The following is a 21,824-nucleotide window of genomic DNA, read 5'->3' on the forward strand; positions in this document are numbered from 1 at the left end:
TTATAAAAGACAACTACTCAGAAGCGCCAAGCCCCTCTTTGGCTCGTTCAAAGTCATAATTATCTAACGCACTTTGAACATCTTTAAGAACAACAGAATGTGGATACTGTGCCAGTAACTCAGTCACATATTGAGTTGCATCGTTATCATACGCATCCAGCAGTGATAGCAACTGAGCATGCTGTTCTGACGTGATGCTCGGTGAGTCAGAGGTATCAGCAAGACTCACATCGGCTACTTCAGAACTTGTCGTATTAGATCCTTTGGCACCAGGCACATCAAAGCTGATCTCAACTGCTTTAATCAGTTCAATTAACCCAAGCTCACCTTGTTTAAGATCCTCTTCATCACACGCCTTGTTATGAGCTTTGCTTTCTAAATCACTGAGTAACTCTGCCAATCGCAACCCACCAATCGAAGCTGCCATGCTTTTTAAGGTATGTAGATTACGCTCTAACGTCTCCCATTCGCCTTGTACTAAGCTATCAAAAGCATCCGACATCATGTCTGGTGATCCTTTGCAGAACCTATCAAGCATTTTGGCTTGCAGTTTCACATCATGATAAGTCAGTTGCTCAAACCTCGACTGAGAGAAAACAGGCGGTTTTATGTGAGTATCAGAGTGTAATTCCGCACTCTCATCAGAATCACCTGTCTGTATCGCATCTGAATGCGTTCTACCTTCAACTAATACCTCAGGAACAATGTATCGAGTAATCAGAGACATCGCTTTATCAATAACAATAGGCTTGTCTAAGAAGTCCGTGACACCCGCTTCCCTCGCTCGTTGTTTCGCATCAGCAAAAACATTGGCTGACATTGCAATAATCGGTACATCTATATCGAATTCACGAATCAAACGGGTAGCTTCAAAGCCGTCCATAATCGGCATTTGAAGATCCATGAAGATTATTTCGTAGTCGTTGTTTTTAGCTAACTCCAGCGCTTCCTTTCCGTTTTCAGCAAGATCGGCATTTAATTTAGAGCGACTGAAAAATGCTAAGGCTAGATCTTGGTTCAGCTCATTGTCTTCAACCAATAACACTCTTTGGCCTTTGAACTCTATCTGGTAATCCAGTTGCAGTTCTTGGGCTTTGAAGTCGGCTAACGCATCCGAGCTTGATCGTGGCAATGTCAGTACAAAGGAGAACTCACTGCCTTGCCCGTAAACACTCTCCACCGTAATTTGACTGCCCATCGCATGCACTAATTTCTGGCTAATGTTGAGTCCAAGCCCTGTACCGCCAAACCGACGTGTCGTTGTGGTATCCGCTTGGCTAAAGGCTTCAAACAGCTTGTGACGGTTCCCATCCGAGATGCCTATCCCGGTATCCATCACACTCACCTTCATGGTTAGACTGCTATCGTTCGAGTCAACATGCTCCACCGTTAACGCTACGCTGCCTTTTTCCGTAAACTTAATCGCGTTACCCACAAGGTTGAGTATGACTTGGAACAACCTCAATGGATCGCCTTGCAATGGCGTGTCTAACTCAGAGTCTATGACCATCGACAAATTGAGCTGCTTCTCAGCCGCTTTCGACTCCATCAGCTCAATCACATCTTTAAAGGTCGTTACGGGATCAAACGGGACGTTATCAATAACAAGTTGTCCAGCTTCTATCTTTGAGAAATCAAGGATGTCATTGATGATACCGAGTAACGAATGGCCAGAACGGTGCACTTTCTCAATATAATTTCGAGCGACAGGATTAGATATTTCGCCAATCGCCAGATAAGACAAGCCAATAATGGCATTCATTGGGGTTCTTATCTCATGGCTCATATTAGCTAAAAATTCCGATTTAGCTTGGCTCGCCAAATCGGCTCTCTGTTTTTCTTCTTCCAATTGTTCGTTAAGGCGCTTCATTTCTGAAATATCGAATGCCCAAAATAGTGTGGCGACTTCCCCATCAATCTCAAAAAGATAGTAACTGACCAAAGCAACAAATCGGGTTCCATCAGACTTTCTGAGTACCAACTCCCTATTTTCAACTTTACCGTTAAGGTCGAGCTCTTTATGCACGCCATCACGAACGCTCAGCGAGTCATGGATAGCAGCGACGTCGATAGAAGACAACGCCTGATTATCCACGCCAAACAAACGTTTCGCCGTATCATTCGCGTAACGAACCTCTTCTTCAAATACCACGCTGGCTGCAATTGGAGAGCTATTTAGCATGTTGTAGAGTTGGTTCTGCGCCTTTTCCAGAGCTTCGGTCGCTTCCTTAGCAATACTGATCTGCTTCGCTAATTTACGATTCCAGAAAATAATAAGAAGAAGGATCACCAGAGAAAAAACCGAAATGGTGTAAACCAATTGATAATCAACTCTTTCTATCGCTTTGGGTGCAGCCCATTTTGCAGAGATCTTCTGGTGTTCTTCAGCTGAGATACTGCCTATCGCTTTGTTCACAATAGACAACAGCAAAGGTTCAGATTTGATGACATGCAGAGTTGGCGACAGGAAGAAGTCTAATCGACCGATGATGCCAATTCCTCGATAGCCAAATGAGTCGATTAAGTAATTTAAGACGTCAACGGTATCAATCATCGCATCAAACTCACCCGATTCGACGAACTCTAATCCATCATTAGTCGATGACACCATCGACCAATTGATCTCAGGGTAACTATCCACAATAGCTTCTGTGTTGGCTCCCCCTTCTAAAATGCCTATTTTCCAACCTGCAGCTTCTTCTAAGACAAGGCTGTTCACATCTCGTCTTGAGGCAATAGCCAAACGACTAGAAAATAACGGCTTACCCGCCTTCACGCCCTCGCCAAGCGAACGATTCTCCACAGCGGCCGACACAAGGTGCACTTTTCTATGGTCAACGAGTCGTCGAGTCTCCTGCCAACTGCCGACATCAACATGTTCCAAGCGTAAACCTGTTTTCTGCTCGATCAGCTTTAGGTAATCATCGATCATGCCGATGTATTCCCCTTTGCTCGATACGGCTTCATAAGGCAAAGAGTTAGGATCAATACCGATTTTCAATACTGGATGAGATTTTATCCACTGACGTTCATTTTGACTAAGATTAAGAAGTTCACCGGCTAAACTGTTCGATTGATAAACATCTGAAATATAACGTTTTGCACCATCTCCGAATGAATCAAACTGCTCAATGGCAGGGAAATAAACATAACTTCCTTCCACGGAATCCACATCGAAATAGAACGTCATAAACCCAGCATTGGTGCTGCCCGTCTGCGTTTTATAGCCAACGCCTTTCGTTACGGATGACAATTTAGAGGTGTTTTTCTTGTCCAATGATGGCGTTGATACATCTCCTAGGAACCAAGATTCAAGCGGTCGCTTATTATTATCAGCCAGTGCCGAAATAACCATGAAAGTATTATCTGCATCAAATATGTCAAAAATCTTAGGCAATTCGTCAAAGCGATCATTAACAATAAAGTACGCTGAGATTTGAGCAATAATATCGGCCTTCTTCAGAACCGGAGTCAGGTCGTTCTTAATTTGTCTTCTAAGAATTGGCTCAAACTCCCCGTCTTCCCTTTTCAGGTTTGCCAATGCGGCATTGAAGCGGTCTCTTAGCTCAGCCTCCCTGAAATCCACGTAGATGGGATAACTGACTTTATAATCTTCATGGATCTGAATCTCGCGCATTTCAATAAACCGGGTATTGGTGACAAACCAGGTTAATACGCGCCTTTCTACCATCAGGAGATCAACATTTTGAGCTCTCAGTTGGGAAAACGCCGACTCTAAGCTGTCGAGATCATCTATCCGATCAATGCTCAATTGGCTTTCCAACACTTCTACGGAGTTTTTAATCGGCGATGTTTCATCGAACAACAATGCACCTAAGGACAAATTTTTTGCCGACTTCAAATCCAGCTTACGCCTCTTTAATGACACTGGCACAAAATCAACATCCATCACCTTGTCACTGACAAAGTGCAATGAAGAGTCATCAAGTTGAACGCCAGAAACAAATGATATTGAGTTGTTGTTATCGATAGCTTGACGAGCTGCAGTACGAGGCAAAGTGACAACGTCACCCAATCGATACCCCATATCGTTCAATGCCCTTTGCATAATGTCATGCTCTAAGCCAACAGAAGTACTGTCTGGATACATGTAAGGCGGGTTGCCGAATCCAAATACACCTTTAATGGGAGAGCGATAAGGCGAGTCATCTAACCATTTAGATAAAATGCGGTTCTTTTTACTGATATCAAACGTTGCAATCTGTTGATTCAATAAGTTAAGCAGCTCATTGTCGTTTGAACGAATAACCATGGCTGCTTTGATGTTCTTCCAGCGATCAAGTACATGGTTGACCGCTAAATTCTCGACTCCGCTTTTATGAGCAAGATCCATGGTGGTTACAGGTTCAGCCAGTAAGCCATCAACCGACCCATCTTCTAATGCACGAATAGCATCAATGGCCGTATCGAATTCAACTCTCTCAATCGAACTAAGCTGCACGCCAGATCGCTTTAGGTCGATGCTTTCTCGAACCATAGCAATTCGCCTTTTGGCCTCTTGCTCTATTTTATTATTGAGATGATCTTCGGTAGGAAGAATGACGGCAATTTGGTACGAGATATAAGGATCAGTTTGAAGGAAACGTCCTCCTTCGCTGGGATCAAACTGTTGAAACGGAAACACATCGCCTTTCCCGTCTAACAAAGCTTGCTTTGCTTCAGCATGAGAATCTACGCTGATGAAGTTGGTTTTTACGTTGAAACGCTCTTCAAGATCGTAAGCCCAATCTCGAATAATCCCGTCGACTTTTCCGTCATCACCAATAAATGAGTAAGGATAATGACTGGATAGTGTAACAAACGTGATTTCACGATCAGGATCTTGCCATAGGTTTGGTTGTTGATCCGGAGCAGCCTCAGCGTTAACGCTAGCGGCACGAACAACGAATACAACAAACAAAATTATGGCGATGACATAACGCTTACCCCACTTACCCCACATCTGCCAGAGGTCACTCATCTTTGAACTTCTCTTTAATCTCTAGAGTCTCAGGTAACTTTAGAAAAAACATATCGACGATAGTCGGATCAAAATGCTTGCCTTTCTGTTCTTCAAACAAGCTCAGTGCCTCATCGACACTCCAAGCTTTCTTATAAGGACGCTCTGCTGTCAGGGCATCAAATACGTCAGCAACGGCCGCAATTCGTCCAACCAATGGAATATCTTCGCCGGCTATCTGCTTTGGGTAACCACTGCCATCCCACTTTTCATGGTGATACTGCGCGACTTGAATGGCCATACGCATCAGTTTGGAATCGCCCTGCCTACCAAGGATTTCAACACCGAACTCGACGTGTTTCTGCATGGTAGTCCATTCATCGGCATCCAATTTCCCTGGCTTCAGTAACACACTGTCAGGAATGCCAATCTTGCCAATATCATGCATTGGCGCGGCATCACGCAAGGTCTCGGCATCTTCGTCTGTCATGCCCAAGGCTTTGGCTAATATCTCGCAATAATGGCTCATGCGCATAACGTGCATGCCCGTCTCGTTATCTTTAAATTCAGCAGCTCTACCCAGTATGTTCAGTGTTTCTAGCTTACCGAGATTGATCTCTTGAGTTTTCTCTTTTACCTGACTAAACAACGCGCGTTGTTGGTCATAAAGTGCGATATGCGTTTTCACACGCTGGAGTGCAATTGCAGGGGTTATCGGCTTGGTTAGGTAATCGACAGCCCCCAAGGAGAGCCCTTTTACTTCGGCTTCTGGACCAATTGTGGCGGTCACGAAAATGATAGGAATGTGAGCCGTATTCGGCTGAGCTTTAAGTTGGCGACATACCTCGTAACCATCAATGTCAGGCATCATGATATCAAGGAGGATAAGGTCTGGCTGCGGCACCATCTTCGCAATTTTGATACCAATTGTGCCGTTAATCGCTACTTTCACTTGATAAGTATCTTTGAGTATTGCAGTTAACACATCCAAGTTACTTGGGGTGTCATCCACGACTAACACTATGGGTTTCCGACTCATTGATACCTCGTATACAAATCAAACAGTTATAACCATAGTGTAGAACGGTTTTCAGAGGTTAAGCAGAAAAAAAGCAATTGATTTTCAAAAATGAAGAGTAGATCTGTGAGTGACTTCAAACTGGCGTTATTAGAAGTACGACCAGTCAATATTACGTCAGTTAAGTTATTATTATACAAGGGGAATTACCTTTGCATTGCAACATTTCACTAACAACACAGATACTATCCGAAAACAAAAAGAGCTCCTCATATGGGAGCTCTTTTCGTTCAACGGCTAGAAAGCAAAACAACCGAGTTATTCAGTAATCTAACGACCAGAATAATACATACAGATTCGAACACCATCGAACTCACGAATCTCAAATGGGATCTCGTAGATAGACTCCATCACTGATTTTTCAACCACTTCCGAAACCTTACCCGACTTAACCACTTTACCTTTCTTCATCGCGACAATGTTATCCGAGTAGCAAGAAGCGAAGTTGATGTCGTGAATCACGATAACGACCGCTTTATTGAACTCATGCGCCAAACGACGCAACGTCTGCATGATTTCAACCGAGTGTTTAATATCAAGGTTATTCAGAGGCTCATCTAAGAACACATAATCCGTATCTTGCGACACAACCATCGCGATAAACGCCATTTGACGCTGACCGCCACTCAACTCATCAAGGTATTTATTTTGGATGTCAGTAATGCCAAGGTGTTCTAGTGCTGTATCGACGATTTTATGATCTTCGTCTTTCAAGCGACCTTGAGAGTGTGGGAAGCGACCAAAACAGACCAACTCACGAATCGTAAATCGCATATTGATGTTGTTTGATTGTCTTAACACGGCAAGGTGCTTAGCTAGCTCTTTGGTATCCCACTCAGCCAGTAACTTATCGCCAATGACCACTTCACCTGCGTCACTGTCGGTTAAGCGGCTCGCCATTGAAAGCAGTGTACTTTTACCCGCACCATTTGGGCCAATGATAGAAGTCACTTCGCCTTTCGGGAACATAGCACTGGCATCATCCACCACGAGTGACTTGCCATACTTCTTAGTTAAACCTGTTAATTTAATCACTACTTACTACCTTTACTGAATTCTGGTGCGTAACAACAAGAACATGAAATACAAACCACCGACCAAGTTAATGATCACACTCACTGTGGTTTCAAACGCCATTACTTTTTCGATAAACCATTGGCCTGAAACCAATAGAACGACCGCTAACAAACTGCTTGCGATGATAAGCACACGATGTTGATAAGATTTGAATATCTGACGAGCTAAGCTCACGGTGATTAAACCAAAGAACAGCACTGGGCCAACCAAAGCAGTCGATACCGCGACCATCACTGACACAATCACCAAGGTAATCTGAGTCAGTCGTTTGGTGTTCACACCCAAGCTTGTTGCGTTATCAACACCAAGCCAAAGTACATCAAGCTTAGGCGCTAACAACCAAAGGCCAAGCAAGCTCAAACCCAAAGGAATAAGGCTGAGGTAAACCAACTCGCCTTTCACGTTATTGAAACTTGCGAACATCACATTCTGCAGCACCGCGAACTCGTTCGGGTCAATCAACATCGCCAAGAAGTTAGACAAACTCGAGAATACGCTGCCACATACGATGCCTATCAACAGCAGTGTGAATACGTTGTTTCGCTTGCTCTTAAAGTAGAAATGGAACAGAGCAAACGAGAACAAGATCATCACAGTCACAGACATCGAAAAGTTTGCGATCGAGTCAATCACCCAGAAGCTAGCACTGCCAAACACAAACAGAAGTACCGTTTGTACCAGCATATACAAGCTGTCAAAGCCCAAGATGGAGGGGGTTAGAATTCGGTTATTAGTAATGGTTTGGAAAACCAATGACGACGCCGAGATCGCTACCGCCGCCAACACAATCGACAGCAATTTTGGTAGGCGCAGAGACAAGAAGAACTCGTAGTTATCCCACGTCAGCCCCTGCCCGATGAATAGCGCTGTCATACCCAAAGACGCGATAGCCAGAATCGCAATTTTTACTGAATCACGCATTCGACTTGTCTCTCATGATTAGGTAAATAAAAATCATGCCACCAAAGATGCTGATTACCATCGAGATTGGAATCTCATAAGGGAAGATGACGATTCGAGCTAGCAGGTCACAAGCCAACACCAAGATCACCCCCCAGTAGGCAGTCCAAGGCAGAATCTTCTTCATGTTATCGCCCATCATCAGCGACACGATATTCGGCACGATAAGGCCAAGGAATGGGATAACACCAACGATCATCACCACAGAGGAGGCACTGATAGCCACTAACGCAACACCAATGAAGACGATCTTCTGATAATTCAAACCGATGTTTTTCGCGAAGCTCTCACCGATACTCGCCGCACTGAACTGGCTCGCGAAATAGTAAGCCAATACACAAGCAGGCACCGCGAGATAAAGGATTTCATAGCTGCCCTGCAACACGCTCGCAAAGTTCGCCATAGTCCATGCCGACATGGTTTGTACTAAGTCGTACTTATAAGCAATAAAGGTTGTTAGAGACGAAACAACGTTGCCATACATAATGCCAATCAAAGGCACCAATACCGCGTTCTTAAACTTGAGGTGTTGTAGGAAGCGAACCAATAGCATGGTGCCAAACACTGCAAACGCGAAGATAAAGCCTAAGTAGCTCCATTGCGCAGCATTGCCTAGCACTAGAATGCCGACAATGTAACCCAACATCGCACAGTCAATGGTGCCCATCGTCGAAGGCGCGGCAAACTTGTTCTGTACGATTTGCTGCATGATCAAGCCAGAAACACTCAATCCCGCTCCGGCAAGCACGATCGCGAGTAGTCGAGGAATCCGACTAACAATATAAATAGAATTGGCGTGTTGGTTGCCATTGAAGAAGTCACTAAAACTGATTTCAGCGACTCCAATCATCAATGACGCAACGCATAACACAACAAGAAATACAGCAGCTGCAATGGGTTTCAACATAGGAATAATACTAAAGATAGGTCTCGGGTAGCCCGTATAAAAAAGTGAAAAAGGGCTTATAAGAACACTCTTATAAGCCCGAAAATCTGATGGTTAGTAACTATTGAATCGTACGTTCAATGTCACTAAGCATTCTATGAATCGCTGTCACACCGCCACCCGCCAAATACCAAGCACTTGAATCAAGGTAAACGATATTGCCGTGCTGCGCTGCAGGTGTTGCCGCAACCAGTGGGTTATCAAACAGTTGTTGTGCGCGTCCTTCTGATTTACCAATCGCTTTTTCGCGGTCAAGCACGTAAAGCACTTCAGGTTTTGCATCAGCTATGTATTCAAAAGAGATTAGGTTGCCGTGTGTTCCTTTAATCGGAGCCACGGTTGCACTCTTTGATTCCACGAAACCAAAGTCATCAAAGATGATAGAGAAACGGCTGCCTTTGTTGAACATCGCAATGTTGTTGCCGTTGTTCATTAGCATCATTGCTGAAGTTTCGTCAGACGCTACTTTGTCGTTTACCGCTGTGATAGAAGCTTGAGTCTCTTTAATGATCGCTTCGACTTCAGCTTGCTTACCAAAGATGTCGCCTAGCACACGCCAGTTTTGCTGAGCATCAGCCCAGTACTTGTCGCCTTCAATAGAAAACATGACAGTAGGAGCAATTTGTGCCAGTTTGTCGTAAACCTTAAGCATGCGGTTTTCCGCGATGATGATGTCAGGCTTCAACATGTAGATAGCTTCAAAATCAGGTTCGCTTAAAGAGCCTGTATTTGCCGTCGTATCTTTGTACGAAGCTAGGTAATCAGGCAGCAAGCTATGAGGCGCGCCAACTGGCTGTACACCAATTTTATCGAGCACGTCTAAGCTACCGTGGCCTAGAACCACCACTCGCTGTGGTACTTCAGTAAACTGCGCTGTGCCTTTCACATGCTCAATGGTGACGGTTTCCGCATGCGCGGTCATCATGAATGATGATGCTAGAACGATGGCAAGCCCGCTCAATAAATGGCGAACTGAATTGATTGTTTTCTTCATGTTTCTTCCTTTGCCATTGATACAAACCACCACTCATGACAATGAAAGTCACATTACTCATAGACGAGCATGGGGCGTACACAACTGCTAAATAACGATAATTTAAAGTCTGTCATTGGATTGACAACAAACTTGTAACGCAAGTGAGAACTATTATCAATTATATTTGCACTAAATTGGCGATACAACAACTTTATTATTCAGAAACGTAAAAGTGAGTATTCATATTTTGCGTAGTCAGGAGAGGTATTAGGAATCAGAAATATCAAAAAGACGCGAAGAGGAAAATACTCATCAACCTGAAGAAAAAAACAGATGGGGAAAGCACCCAAAAACCCTGTAATTACAACGCTGAACCCCAAAATCATGGATTGTAATTTACAATGTAAAGATCATATACAACAGAGACTTAATCATCACCAAATTAGCTGATCAATTAAACCCACTAATGACAACGAATACGAACAGCTGAAAAGCCAAGACTCAGTCAGATATCATGGTCAAATCCCTGACCTTCGCTCATTTAACCTTCAGTAACCGATGGTAAATCACCCAAAAATATTTTTGAATTTAATTGAAATAGGGTTGTAATTTTGAAAACTAGGCGTATAGTTCGCCACCTGGCTCTAATCTATAGAGCTGTTAATGCTAAAGTAAGTCCAAGTTCCACATAGACAGTTCTCGATTCCCTCGTTACACCATCTCTGCGTCAGCTTTCACCCAGATAGTCATTCAATAGCTTTTAAATTCGATCCTACTACCGATCTATCGTCATTTGCTCTTTTGTCAGCGAAGTCAGAATAGATCGAGCACTTAAATACAAATGTAATAAACACAAGGCACAGTTATGTCACGCAGAACAACACGACAAACCCATTGGTACCAACTATCACGCGAAAAAACAGTCAATAAACTAAAAGGTAATAAATGCTCAAGATTAAAATAGATTTACACAAAGAAGAGATTTCATGGGTCACCGAGATTCGACAGCTCAATAGCGATATACTCCACCGCCACATATTGCCCAAGCTACAACATCACAGCTATCTCATTGACTTTGAATTTAATGAACGAGAAAGCATCGGAACTATCGTTTCAGGCAACGGAAACACCCTAGGACATTTCACACTCCTATAGCGTTTCCCAAAGGCTACAAAAGAAACACCATCTAGTCCCAAAGATGTAAAAGATGTCACCCTCAATTCGCTCTAGCAGAACAAAATAGAGTAGAAGTAAAACAGATCTGAAACCTAGCCCTTTTTGCATTTCACACGCGGCTAACGCTAGCTAGGTTATCGTACTTCTATTGAAACCAACTTATATCAAACTCTAAATCACCATTGAGTCATTATCAGTGCATTCATGGACTAATAAGTTAACGGCATCGACCTTAACTTCTGATCAAGAGTATATAAGTGTTCTGCAGCTTGCATGTGTTGAGGGTAATCACTGAACTTCTCACGATTCTCCTCATTCATCTTACATGTCTCATCCACCAGCATTAACTTCCAATACAGCTTCGTTGTATGCAACATCGCCAGTAACGGTTTGAACACCTCTTTCTCATAAGCTTGAATCAACTCTTCAATCAACTCGTCACGTTCGTCTTCGCTTGCGATTGAACCCTCGGTTGCCGACAACACTTTTTGATACTTCAGGTTTTGTTGCAGCTTATCCATGACCGTTTGGTTTTCTTCCGCTAAGTCAACAAGCTTCGACTTAATGATGTTTACCCAATTCGCTTGGCTCAGTACTGTGTCATCAACGCTGGTAAAATCTTCTCGTATTTGTCGTTCAACATCTTTTTGAGCTTTCTTTAAAACCGCACGCACCTTTTGGAAAGGCAGCTGATACTCCTTACTTAGCTCGATAATCAGTTTATGAAAACCACCATTTGGAAGGTGTAAGTTTTCTTTAAACGTCGCCATTGCAGCTTCTTGCTGTTCGGTAAGGTGAGTCATTCTGTTTCCTATTCTTTATCACTTATGGTGCTGAGCCCGCGATCATACCATTATTACCCTCGTTTTTTCGGTAACTTGATCAGTTACACCTCGCTATGCCGTTAAATACACCCAACTCTTTACCTTTTGCCTAGTTATTAATCCATATGGCATGAAATGGTAAATCCCTACCGGTGAAAGTTCGTACATTACGCGCTCAGGGTATATCGCCAGACAGGAGTCGTTACTTACATATGAAAGACAACCGCGAGAAATGAGAAAACAGATGACCTATTCAGAATACAAAGAATCCGATTTGCATAAGTGTGTAAGCATTGGTGCAGAAGCAATGGTATCCATTGCCAAGTTTGCCTTTAAAGCCACCACCCTTTTATTTCGATTTTTCCGCTGGCTTGTCGTATCGGCTTATACCTACGTGATGAAGTAATTCTATATTGGAGTGGTTGTTTTCATTACGACTTATCTAAATACCCCAAAGCGCGCCCTATTAGGTCGAGCTTTTTTTTGTGCCCAGTTTTATACCTAGCTTTATGCCAAAAATCCGAGTGCATTTTATATCGTCAGTGGCGCTAAATGGTAAAACTGACCATCGAATAAAAACCATACTACACCTGTTCCAACGAAACAGACTTCTAACTTATACAGGTACTAAAATGAAAAAGATTGCACTTAAAATTGTAGGACTAACGGTTTTGGCTTCTGCGCTAACTGGTTGTATCGGTAGTAACGCCGTAACAGGGAAAGTGATGAAATTTAACGTTGAAGTTGTCGATAACCGCTATGCTCGTGCAGGTGTAAACTTCTTATTAGCGCCTGTATACGGTATTACTACCGCAGCAGACTATGTGGTATTCAACTCACTTGAATTCTGGACAGGTAAAAACCCTATCAGCGGTTCACCACACGTATTTGATACAAAAACAGACACGCACTTCAAAGTGAACGATGAGCTGGACCCAAGCCTGAAAGAAGCCCCTGTCGGCCCAATTTCTAACAATCGCACCATTGAAACGGGTGAGATGATTAAGATCGACGAAAACACGATTCAAATGGACATCGTCTATACATCTGGTGAAACAGCGACTCTAACGGGCATCAAAGACGGTCAAAACGTTACCTATTACATGGATGGTCAGCTTGTATCGCAAACAACTATCGCTGAATTAGAGAAGATTCAAGGCACTGAAGCTTAAGGTTCATCGCCCACACAGAGTTCAAACTTAAAGAGACTTTTGAGCTCATAAAATAGAACAAGCCCGGCGATTGCCGGGCTTGTTTGTATGTGCTCTATTATTTGTAAATGCTCTATTGGGACTGAGACTGTGCAAGTCGAATGCTCACCAAACTCGCCACCATGATAGCTAAGTAAAAGCTGCCGATAATGGATTCCATAAACACAAAGAATTGAGCAATAGGTAGAGCTGGTGATATGTCGCCGTAACCAACTGTGGTCAAGGTGATGAAGCTAAAGTACATCGCATTGAACAAGTTCGTTAACCAGACTTGCTCTTCTAACCCGTTAAAGGCATTCAGAAAGATCTCTAAAATTAACAAGTAGATGGTCGACCAAGCAAACCCTAACAACAAGTAGATACAGATTGAGCCGATGATGTGATTGGGTGTCACCGTTTTGGCTTTCATCACCTGCTTCAACGCCGAGTAAATGTGTGAAAACAAGAACACAGCCAACGCCGATAGCGTCACTATCGACAGGTTATAGCCTTCCAAAAATGAAAACACGCCAGACACGAGCGCCGTAATCAATAACAGCCCGTACCAAGAGCGATACAAGGCTCGCTCTTTATGAATACCGGCAATTGAACTCGCCAACGTAATAATGATAAGAAATAGGATTGTTTTCTGGCCTTGCGGATAAAACTGCTGCATCACCGCGCAACCAAAAAACAACACCAACAGCGCATAGAATAAGAAGTAGAAGTTGTCGTCTTTAGAGACTGGCTTCATCTATTTTCCCTCGACCTCTGCAGGTTTTTTCTCAGTTTCTTGTTGATTTTTCTCTTCAAGTCCAAGCCACGCCATCATCAGCTCATAACTTAAACTCAGTATCACAGCACCGACAAACAGACCGACGATGCCTGACATCGCCATTCCGCCCAGCGCACCCAATAGAATTACCAACATTGGAATGTGAGAGCCACGGCTCAGCAGTACTGGCTTCAAGATAGCGTCACTGCCGCTCACTAAAATACACCACACTAAGAACAAGCTCGCCGCCAGTGTCGATTCAACGCTGAACATGTAGATGATCGCAGGTAATAGAGCAAGAATCGGTGGCAGTTGGATTATCGCAATGAGCAGCACAGCTAGCGCCCAAAACGCAGCCGCAGGAACGCCTGCAATCACCAAACCGATTGCCGACATCATGGATTGAATCACAGCCACACCAATCACACCTTGCACAACGCTTCGCACGGTCGATTTAGAAAGCTCTACCAATTCTTCACCTTTACCGCCCGTTAAACGCGCCACTAAGTGAGTCACACCAGTTTTGCATTTATCCGCATTGCTCATGAATGCACCAGCAATGATGGTAGAGATAATGAACTGAATGAAGCCACCACCTAACGAGCCAAGAACAGAAGCGGCTTTCGTCGCGAACTGTTTAACTTCGTCTGCATACTTTATGAAAGTGCCTTCAATATTGTTCGAGGCGGCAACCAAGGTTGAATAAACCTTTTCCCCTATTAATGGAATATCTTGTAAGGACTCTTTCGGTTTAGGCAATGACAATGTGCCATCTTGAAGGCCTGTCATCAGGTCAGTCGCGCTGGTGTAGATACCAGAAGAAAGCGCCGCCAAAGGAATAAATAGAAGAATCACACCAATAAAGCTCAGCAATGCACTGGCTTTACCTTTCGACATCCCGGTTTTATTTGAAATGGCGACCGCCACTGGATACAACGCAGTCGCAATGATCGCACCCCATATCACCAAAAGAATGAATGGGCGCAAAATCGAAAAACACCAATACACGAGCATGGCAATCGCTGCGATCTTGATGGCAGCGTCTATCGCCTGTTTTGAAAAATCATCGGTTAACTTCATGAGACGTCCTTGTTAGACAAAATTAAGGCTGATTTTGTAGGAACTTCCAATTCCGTGTTTCTAGGAATAGAGAAGCCAAAATCATATATATGCCAATTAACACTAATTGGAATATGCGTATAAGGGTGTTGCTATCGATATCACCGGAGCTCATCAATGTGCTACCAACAAGTACGAGCAACGTACTAAATGCAGTGGCGAAAATAGGTGCTTTTTCGGGAACCGTGTAGATCTTGGTAGCCATAAGAATGGCAATAAGTCCTATAAACAAAGAATAGAAGACAATGTTGGGTACTATAGAAAGAATTGAAAAAGCAGCAATCGCCAGCAATCCCCCGATACCGTTACTTATCACCAGAAAAGCGCTCAACTTTATCGACTTCTCTGACGTAATCATCAACGATAACAACGCAATGAACATCATTGTCAGCAAAGCTTCAGATATTTGAAAAATAAAGAAAAAACACACCACTGGATAGGAGATAATCATCGCTCTAAAGGCCGCATACCAACGCTGTTTCTTTTCGAGTGGCGCAGCAGCGAAGCCAGAGAACGCCGATTTAGGCTCAGGGAAAAACACATGCACTAACGCCAAACAGGAATGTGTGTAACCATAACGCTCTGCCAGGTTAGAATAATGTTTTAAGTCGTTATCAAAGCGGCGTCGATTCCAGCACCCTGTCAGTGAATCCGTTTCCACCAGCATTCTTAATCGACGCTCCAATATCTTGCGTCGGCTAATATCCGTAAAGGTCACCACGTACTTGTTATTGTGCGGCAGAATTTCAGTTAGCTTTTCCACCACAACGTTTACGGTAAACTGCTCACCAAGTCGACTGACGCCACTCAACTCACCTTTCCATCTCTGGTTTTCCTTCAGTGAGCGAGTAATGGTCGTGATTAGGCTGCTGTTATTCATAAAACAGAGATCAGAAATCGGACGAGATTCGACTTGGTCAAAGGCATAACCTGAAACCCGAGAGAATTGTTGATTCACTTGTATGACCCTCAATTGACTATCGAGGACAATAAAACCTGCGACACCATCAATGATCGCTTCCGACAAGTTATTCTTGCTTTGAGCCATTTCATGTCGATAAAGGCGTGCGGTAATAAGAGTGCTAAGTAAAAACAACGCACACACCGAAAAAAACATGGCTGGCGTAGAAGCAATACTCAGCAACCACAAGCTAAATGCCATATTGAGGACAAGTGCAGACACCACGTATAGCGGCATTTTTCGGTCATAACTTAACTTGTTCATAGTTTGCTCTGGTGATGGGCGAATGACTATGATGGCTAAGTTTTAATTAAGATATTTACCATTTTACGACACATACAAATTCAAATTACATATCGAACAATAAGTGCATAGGGTTACACTAACTATTAAGCGGAAGAGATTGAAAAGATTCGAGACCGCCACTTTGAATGCCAACCAGTGCCGGGTTACCTAGGCCTACTAACCGAATATCTCCGTCAAAATAACGAATAAACAAACGGTTAGTGGCCAAGCTCGTGTTTACTGACTTGGTAGATTACTGAACGGCTAGCTCCCCTCTGCGTACCCAGAATGCTCGAACATGGTCATAAATCAGATTAAACACAAACGCGTAAATGGTAATAAAAATGGTCACGCCGATGTCCATCAAAAATGCCTGCCATAACCCCACGTTAAGTAAGTATGCCATCACAGGGATTGTCGCCACCAGCAAGCCTGCCTCAAATAGCACAACATGAAAAACACGTAACTTGAGTGAACGCTTAGATTTTTCACCCGTGAAGTAGCGATCAAAAATGCGGTTGAAACAGTAGTTCCAAATCATCGCGATGGTCGCAACAACTATCATGGTTCCTGATAAGGCATTCACATCATGATCAGTAAATATCGCTAAGCCTATAATTGATAGTGTTACGGCCAGTACTTCAAATAACACAGAGTGGAACACTCTTTCTAACGTACTCATACATTCCTCTAAATAATCTATTACGTGTTGGATTGGTCGAGATTATGTCACCTGAAATAATAAGAGAAAGTTAACAGCCATCACGAATAGTGATAGCCTAGGAGTTATTACCCCCTTTGGTATTGAGCGAGAGATAACATGTACAGTTTTGAGCAACTAAAAGTCTTCGTCACGGTGTGTGAAAGTGGCTCTTTCTCTGCCGCCGCTCGCAAACTGAAACGAGCTCAGTCTGGGGTAAGCCAATCGATAGCCAACCTCGAAATTGCCATTGACCAAGAGCTGTTTAACCGAGAGAAAAACATCCCCGTTTTAACCAGCAAAGGTAAAGCGTTATTGCCTGTGGCTAAGTCCATTCTTGACCAGCAAAAGTACTTCGATCAAAAAGTAGAATCGCTGACCCAAGAAGATGAGCACGAACTGATCATTGCGGTTGATGAAAGCATCATAGATAAGAACTTCATTAAGATAATCAGCTCACTCGCCGATCAATTTCCAATCACACACTTCGATATCATTACCACCTCAACCTTTGATGTTGAAGACCTAGTAAGACGAGGAAATGCACAGATTGGCATCATCTACGCGGATGGCGAACTGAAGGTCGATATGGATTTCTTTTTGCTGGGCCAAGCGCGTTTCCTAACTGTTAGCTCTGCCACTCACGAACTGAGTCGCATGTCCGTTGTACAAGACTCAGACCTAAAGCGCTATCGCCAATGTGTGCATCGCAGCTCAAAGCAGCGCGAACTGTGGTTCACCTATGGTATTAGCTCGATGCGTTGGTATGCGAACAACCACAAGAACATTGTTGATCTCGTTGAACAAAACGTGGGTTGGGCAAATGTGCCCGAGATGATGGTGATGGAAGGCATTCAAAAAGGCGATATTGTGGCGTTGCCTGTTTCGCACGAGCATGGTGGTTGGATTACTCCAGTGGGATGTTTGGTGTCTCGCAGCCACATCAACGGCCCAGTTCTCACCAGCCTTATTGAGCAGCTTAAGGGGCACTCACTGCAGTACAATCAATGGCAAGCCAACTAGCCTCCCCTGTTTACAAAACATCTCCATTTTCAAAACATCGTCAATTGAGATTCAATATCGGCATGGAACACACCACCGCTACCTCATTTCTGCTTATCTTGCCGATAAATATCTTTGTCGTGTGGATAAAACACCCTAGTTGATGTCCCAAAGTGACATAACTACACTGCGATCCCAACGGGTTTGTCTTTTCAAACGAATATAGACAGGCCCAAATCGCTCTTTAACACCACTGACCCAACTTCAAATCTCCCAGATAAGCGCTCAGCCTTGCCGTTGCTTATATCGGTTTCAAATAGATCACTTTTTGAATATTAATTCGCACCCAGTTTATGAGCGCTCTTTGAGTGCTTTTTTATATCTAAATGAACCTTTTGGAAAATTTGTCGTGAACGTTTTAAGAAATATTTGCCCTGAGAAAGTGGGTAAAGAGCGTAACAAACGAGAGTATGATTTACGCGTACTTAATTGTGTCAGTGAAAGCGAATATGAATCGCGTATGGCAGTTTGGAATAGCTTAACTTTGGTTGCTACTCCGTCTGCTTCGGAAACAAAGGGCTTCATCGATGAGTCTTTCAACAAGCTTCAACAAGACCTAAAAGAAGCTAGCCGTGAGTTATCGATTAACTACACGGACTTCATCGCAATGGCGCATGAAGAGATCAACTACATTAAGGTGTTTGTGGCTGATAAAACAGCACAATACGGTTGGTACGCTGCGATCGTTCTTATGGTCATCGGCACGGTTGCGCTTTGCATTCAATAGACCAAACGATGTGTTAGATAGAGCAGCTTAGATACCCTATCGATAAGCACATCTAGCACGACTCCGTGCTTGTGCTTTCACTAGAAAACAGATGACCAACCTCATTTGTTTTCTAGTTCTACTCCCCTTCACTCTCCCATCAGAGATAGCAGTTCCTGCGTCGCTTGTTTTGGGCTTTCAGCGTGACATATCGCTGAGACCAAGGCTAATCCATGAATACCTGTGTTAACCAACTGCGGAATGTTCGACTCGTTGATTCCACCGATACCCACAATCGGCAACTTCGTTGTTTCCAAAGCCATTTGAATGCCTTCATAACCCCAATGTTTCTTTAGATTCGTCTTGGTCGGTGTCGCAAAAATCGCACTAAGGCCAATGTAATCGATCGGCAAACTATCTGCTTGTTGTAGCTGCTGTTCAGTTTCAATTGATAACCCAAGAATCTTATCCGGACCAATCAACTGACGTGCTAACTCCGCAGGCATATCCGATTGCCCCAGATGCAAACCATCGGCATCAACGGCTAATGCCACATCGACTCGATCATTAATGATCAGCGGCACACCTGAGCCAGCCAGAATCGACTTAACCGCTTGTGCTCGTTCAATGAAGGCTCTTACGTCCCCATGTTTTTCTCTTACTTGAACCATAGTGACGCCACCAGCAACCGCTTGTTCAACCACGAATTTAAGCGTTTCTAGATCTTGTTGGTCGTCAGTCACCAGATAAAGTTTATAAGGGTTCATCGCGTACCTTTGAAGTCGATTTCTAAAATTGGTTTTCTACCATTTTACCGACAAATCACATCCTATGCATGGAAGTTAGCACTTAATTCCTTAAGTTAGGCGGTTGAATTCAAATACGCAACTCGTTGAAAGCATGTCGAAAAACCCGATTTTTCTAACAAAAGCGTTACTTATTACACAAACTATTCGCTCTAGCATGCCCAGAATGCTGTTTTATGAAATACTCCCCTATGAAGGAATCAGGTAAATATAGGGATAGTTATGCGCCACCTTTCTATAGCGCTCAAGATCAAGCTGGGTTATGCCATCTGCTTGCTCTTTTTCGTCATTTCAGGCCTTGTGAGTTACAAAGGTATTCAAACCTTGTCGAACGGCTTTAGCCAGTACAGTGAACTCAGCCACAAGGCGACATTGTCAGGCAACATTCAAGTGCACTTTCTTCAGATGCGTTTAGCTTCTGAACGTTACTTAGAGTCATTGGATGATCAATACGAAGCGAATTATCAATCGAGCAAACTTGCGATTGATGAACTGCTGAACAACTTAATCCAAACCACCACCAATACTGATAGCTTGTCGAGCCTGCAATTAGTGCAAGACAGCGTTGCAGCTTTTGATGCGGCTTATGGATCAATGAAACAGAGCCAACTGCTCATTGACCAACTGGTCAACGTTGAGATGGTCACACGAGAAACTAACGCACTAAAAGCCGCGCAGAGCTTGTTGTATGAGTCTTACAACAACAACGATCCAAACGCGAGCTTATATGCGGGCATGTTGATGGAGAACTTCCTCGCCGCCAAGATCACTGTACTGAGTTACTCGAACAACAACGACCTCAAAACCTACGAAGCCGGTAAAGACATCTTTGAATATGCTCTGCCAGGTATCGAGGGCGATATTGAGTCTCTTAAATCATCTCCTTATCAAAGTGAATTGATTGAAGATTTCTCTAACCAACGGGAAGCGTACGCGAAGGGCTTTGAGCAAGTTCATCAACAGATGATTGAGAACACGCAAAGAACCGCTACCCTCGCCTCTATTGGTGACAGCTTAGCGATTTCGGTAGCTGATGCTCAGAGCATTCTAGAACAACAGAAACAAGCATTAACACCAGAACTGCAAGCCAGCGAAAAGCGCTCGATTCAAATCATCATATTGCTGACGGGTGTGGCTTTAGTTATTGGCATGACGAGCGCCGTGTTGGTGACTCGCTCTATTACTAAAGGCATCGCACAGGTTAAACAGATCACCAACGAGCTTTCTCAGGGCAACCTGAATGTGGAAGTGAACATTGAGAGCAAAAATGAGATTGGCGAACTGCTGACTAATATGGAGATCACCATTGAATCTCTGCGCGATATTGTTGGCCAAGTGAACCGTTCTAGCGTGCGTATTGGTGAGATGTCGGAGTCACTCAATCAAGTGACCAATAACAGCTCGACCAACGCAACACAATTGAATAGCGAGATGATAAATATCTCTTCTGCCGTTGATCAATTGGCTTCCAGCACATCAGAAATTGCTGCAAGTGCTAACCACGCGTCTCAAGTTGCTAACCAAGCAACCGAGAATGTGGCGATGGGACTCAAAGAAGTAGACAAAACACTGCATGAAATTGGCAGCGCCGATGAAAGCATGCAGGTCAGCAGCCAGAAAGTGACTGACCTACACAAAGAGTCGATGAACATTGGTGCCATTCTTGAAGTAATCAAAGGCGTTTCTGAGCAGACCAACCTGTTGGCATTGAATGCGGCTATTGAAGCTGCGCGCGCAGGTGAACAAGGTCGCGGATTTGCAGTAGTAGCCGATGAAGTAAGAACGCTCGCTAAACGTACCCAAGACTCTGCTAGCCAGATTGATGAGCTCATCACCTCACTACAACGTGGCGCTAAAGATGCGTTAGAGTCTATCAAAGAGAGCCACAGCACGGTTTCAGACGCTTCAACGCAGGCGCAGCAAGCTTCTCAGAATTTACATGTGATTAATCAACACATCCAAGACCTGAACCAAGCCAACAGCCAAATCGCAGTGTCAGTTGATGAGCAGGATCGTCTCACTAAATCACTCGGTGAGAACGCGCAAGGTGCAAACACCATCGCGCAAAGTAACCAAGAATCAGTCAGCAGCATTTCAGGTGCAGCCAGCGACTTAACTGAGGTTGCTCACCACCTAGAGAGCCAAGTGAATCGATTTAGAACCTAGCCAGCTAGTCCATACACAGCTGGCACAGTTCCAAAGCAATAATAAAAAGCCCCCAGC

Annotated in this window: 17 protein-coding genes and 2 pseudogenes; 6 read left to right on the forward strand and 13 right to left on the reverse strand. The window is 43.8% G+C overall.

The genetic code is table 11. The features are described 5' to 3' along the window. Positions 1–13 precede the first annotated feature (13 nt). The 6 genes from BCU07_RS12655 to BCU07_RS12680 all read right to left on the reverse strand — a co-directional run bounded on the left by BCU07_RS12655 (position 14) and on the right by BCU07_RS12680 (position 10,015). Positions 14–4,981 (reverse strand): ATP-binding protein, encoded by a 4,968-nt coding sequence (locus BCU07_RS12655; protein ID WP_102428993.1) that lies wholly within the window; start codon positions 4,979–4,981, stop codon positions 14–16. Beyond that, positions 4,974–5,999: an HD-GYP domain-containing protein gene (locus tag BCU07_RS12660; RefSeq protein ID WP_102428992.1), complete on the reverse strand. Its 1,026-nt coding sequence runs from the start codon at positions 5,997–5,999 to the stop codon at positions 4,974–4,976. Before BCU07_RS12660 ends, BCU07_RS12655 begins: the two co-directional genes overlap by 8 nt. A 309-nt stretch (positions 6,000–6,308) precedes the next feature. After that, the gene (locus BCU07_RS12665; RefSeq protein WP_065585089.1) at positions 6,309–7,073 is read right to left on the reverse strand and encodes an ABC transporter ATP-binding protein; all 765 of its coding nucleotides are present in this window, start codon (positions 7,071–7,073) and stop codon (positions 6,309–6,311) included. Between the two features lie 12 nt (positions 7,074–7,085). Further along, positions 7,086–8,036: an iron chelate uptake ABC transporter family permease subunit gene (locus BCU07_RS12670; protein WP_017068462.1), complete on the reverse strand. Its 951-nt coding sequence runs from the start codon at positions 8,034–8,036 to the stop codon at positions 7,086–7,088. Next, positions 8,029–8,982 (reverse strand): ABC transporter permease, encoded by a 954-nt coding sequence (locus BCU07_RS12675; protein ID WP_017061896.1) that lies wholly within the window; start codon positions 8,980–8,982, stop codon positions 8,029–8,031. Before BCU07_RS12675 ends, BCU07_RS12670 begins: the two co-directional genes overlap by 8 nt. A 100-nt stretch (positions 8,983–9,082) precedes the next feature. After that, positions 9,083–10,015 (reverse strand): siderophore ABC transporter substrate-binding protein, encoded by a 933-nt coding sequence (locus BCU07_RS12680; RefSeq protein ID WP_102428991.1) that lies wholly within the window; start codon positions 10,013–10,015, stop codon positions 9,083–9,085. A 927-nt stretch (positions 10,016–10,942) separates the two neighbouring features. On the opposite strand from BCU07_RS12680, the gene BCU07_RS12685 reads away from it, so the two are divergent. Continuing rightward, a complete protein-coding gene (locus BCU07_RS12685; RefSeq protein ID WP_004731601.1) occupies positions 10,943–11,152 on the forward strand; it encodes a hypothetical protein in 210 nt (69 codons plus the stop codon). Between the two features lie 230 nt (positions 11,153–11,382). Here BCU07_RS12685 and BCU07_RS12690 read toward each other — a convergent pair whose 3' ends face one another. Beyond that, entirely contained in the window at positions 11,383–11,976 is a 594-nt protein-coding gene (locus BCU07_RS12690; protein ID WP_017061898.1) for a hypothetical protein, read from the reverse strand. A gap of 253 nt (positions 11,977–12,229) precedes the next feature. Here BCU07_RS12690 and BCU07_RS12695 point away from each other — a divergent pair, with 253 nt between their 5' ends. Further along, positions 12,230–12,403 carry a hypothetical protein gene (locus BCU07_RS12695; RefSeq protein ID WP_193841499.1) on the forward strand — a complete coding sequence of 58 codons (174 nt, stop codon included), beginning with the start codon at positions 12,230–12,232 and terminating at the stop codon, positions 12,401–12,403. A 226-nt stretch (positions 12,404–12,629) separates the two neighbouring features. Beyond that, entirely contained in the window at positions 12,630–13,169 is a 540-nt protein-coding gene (locus BCU07_RS12700; protein ID WP_017061899.1) for a DUF3332 domain-containing protein, read from the forward strand. Between the two features lie 112 nt (positions 13,170–13,281). Here BCU07_RS12700 and BCU07_RS12705 read toward each other — a convergent pair whose 3' ends face one another. The 5 genes and pseudogenes from BCU07_RS12705 to BCU07_RS12725 form a co-directional block, all read right to left on the reverse strand. Next, the gene (locus BCU07_RS12705) at positions 13,282–13,941 is read right to left on the reverse strand and encodes a potassium channel family protein (protein WP_102428990.1); all 660 of its coding nucleotides are present in this window, start codon (positions 13,939–13,941) and stop codon (positions 13,282–13,284) included. Next, complete coding sequence (locus BCU07_RS12710) at positions 13,942–15,042, reverse strand: AI-2E family transporter (RefSeq protein ID WP_017061901.1); 1,101 nt, start codon at positions 15,040–15,042, stop codon at positions 13,942–13,944. A 22-nt stretch (positions 15,043–15,064) separates the two neighbouring features. Further along, positions 15,065–15,631, reverse strand: a pseudogene (locus BCU07_RS12715) (hypothetical protein); the annotation flags it as partial. Then, positions 15,626–16,306 (reverse strand): annotated as a pseudogene (locus BCU07_RS12720) (PAS domain S-box protein); the annotation flags it as partial. The pseudogenes BCU07_RS12720 and BCU07_RS12715, both read right to left, overlap by 6 nt. 274 nt (positions 16,307–16,580) lie before the next feature. Next, a complete protein-coding gene (locus tag BCU07_RS12725) occupies positions 16,581–17,009 on the reverse strand; it encodes a PACE efflux transporter (protein ID WP_102428989.1) in 429 nt (142 codons plus the stop codon). Positions 17,010–17,147: 138 nt separating this feature from the next. Here BCU07_RS12725 and BCU07_RS12730 point away from each other — a divergent pair, with 138 nt between their 5' ends. Together BCU07_RS12730 and BCU07_RS12735 are read left to right on the forward strand one after the other, a co-directional pair. Further along, the gene (locus BCU07_RS12730) at positions 17,148–18,050 is read left to right on the forward strand and encodes a LysR family transcriptional regulator (RefSeq protein ID WP_102393602.1); all 903 of its coding nucleotides are present in this window, start codon (positions 17,148–17,150) and stop codon (positions 18,048–18,050) included. A 421-nt stretch (positions 18,051–18,471) separates the two neighbouring features. Further along, positions 18,472–18,816 (forward strand): thiamine-phosphate diphosphorylase, encoded by a 345-nt coding sequence (locus BCU07_RS12735; protein ID WP_102429004.1) that lies wholly within the window; start codon positions 18,472–18,474, stop codon positions 18,814–18,816. Positions 18,817–18,944: 128 nt separating this feature from the next. On the opposite strand, the gene thiE is transcribed toward BCU07_RS12735, so the two are convergent. Further along, complete coding sequence (gene thiE / locus BCU07_RS12740) at positions 18,945–19,562, reverse strand: thiamine phosphate synthase (protein WP_102428988.1); 618 nt, start codon at positions 19,560–19,562, stop codon at positions 18,945–18,947. Between the two features lie 261 nt (positions 19,563–19,823). Here thiE and BCU07_RS12745 point away from each other — a divergent pair, with 261 nt between their 5' ends. Then, complete coding sequence (locus BCU07_RS12745; RefSeq protein WP_102428987.1) at positions 19,824–21,767, forward strand: methyl-accepting chemotaxis protein; 1,944 nt, start codon at positions 19,824–19,826, stop codon at positions 21,765–21,767. The last annotated feature ends 57 nt before the right edge of the window (positions 21,768–21,824 follow it).

It is taken from the genome of Vibrio sp. 10N.261.54.E10 (assembly GCF_002877735.2).
GTDB lineage: Bacteria > Pseudomonadota > Gammaproteobacteria > Enterobacterales > Vibrionaceae > Vibrio > Vibrio crassostreae_C.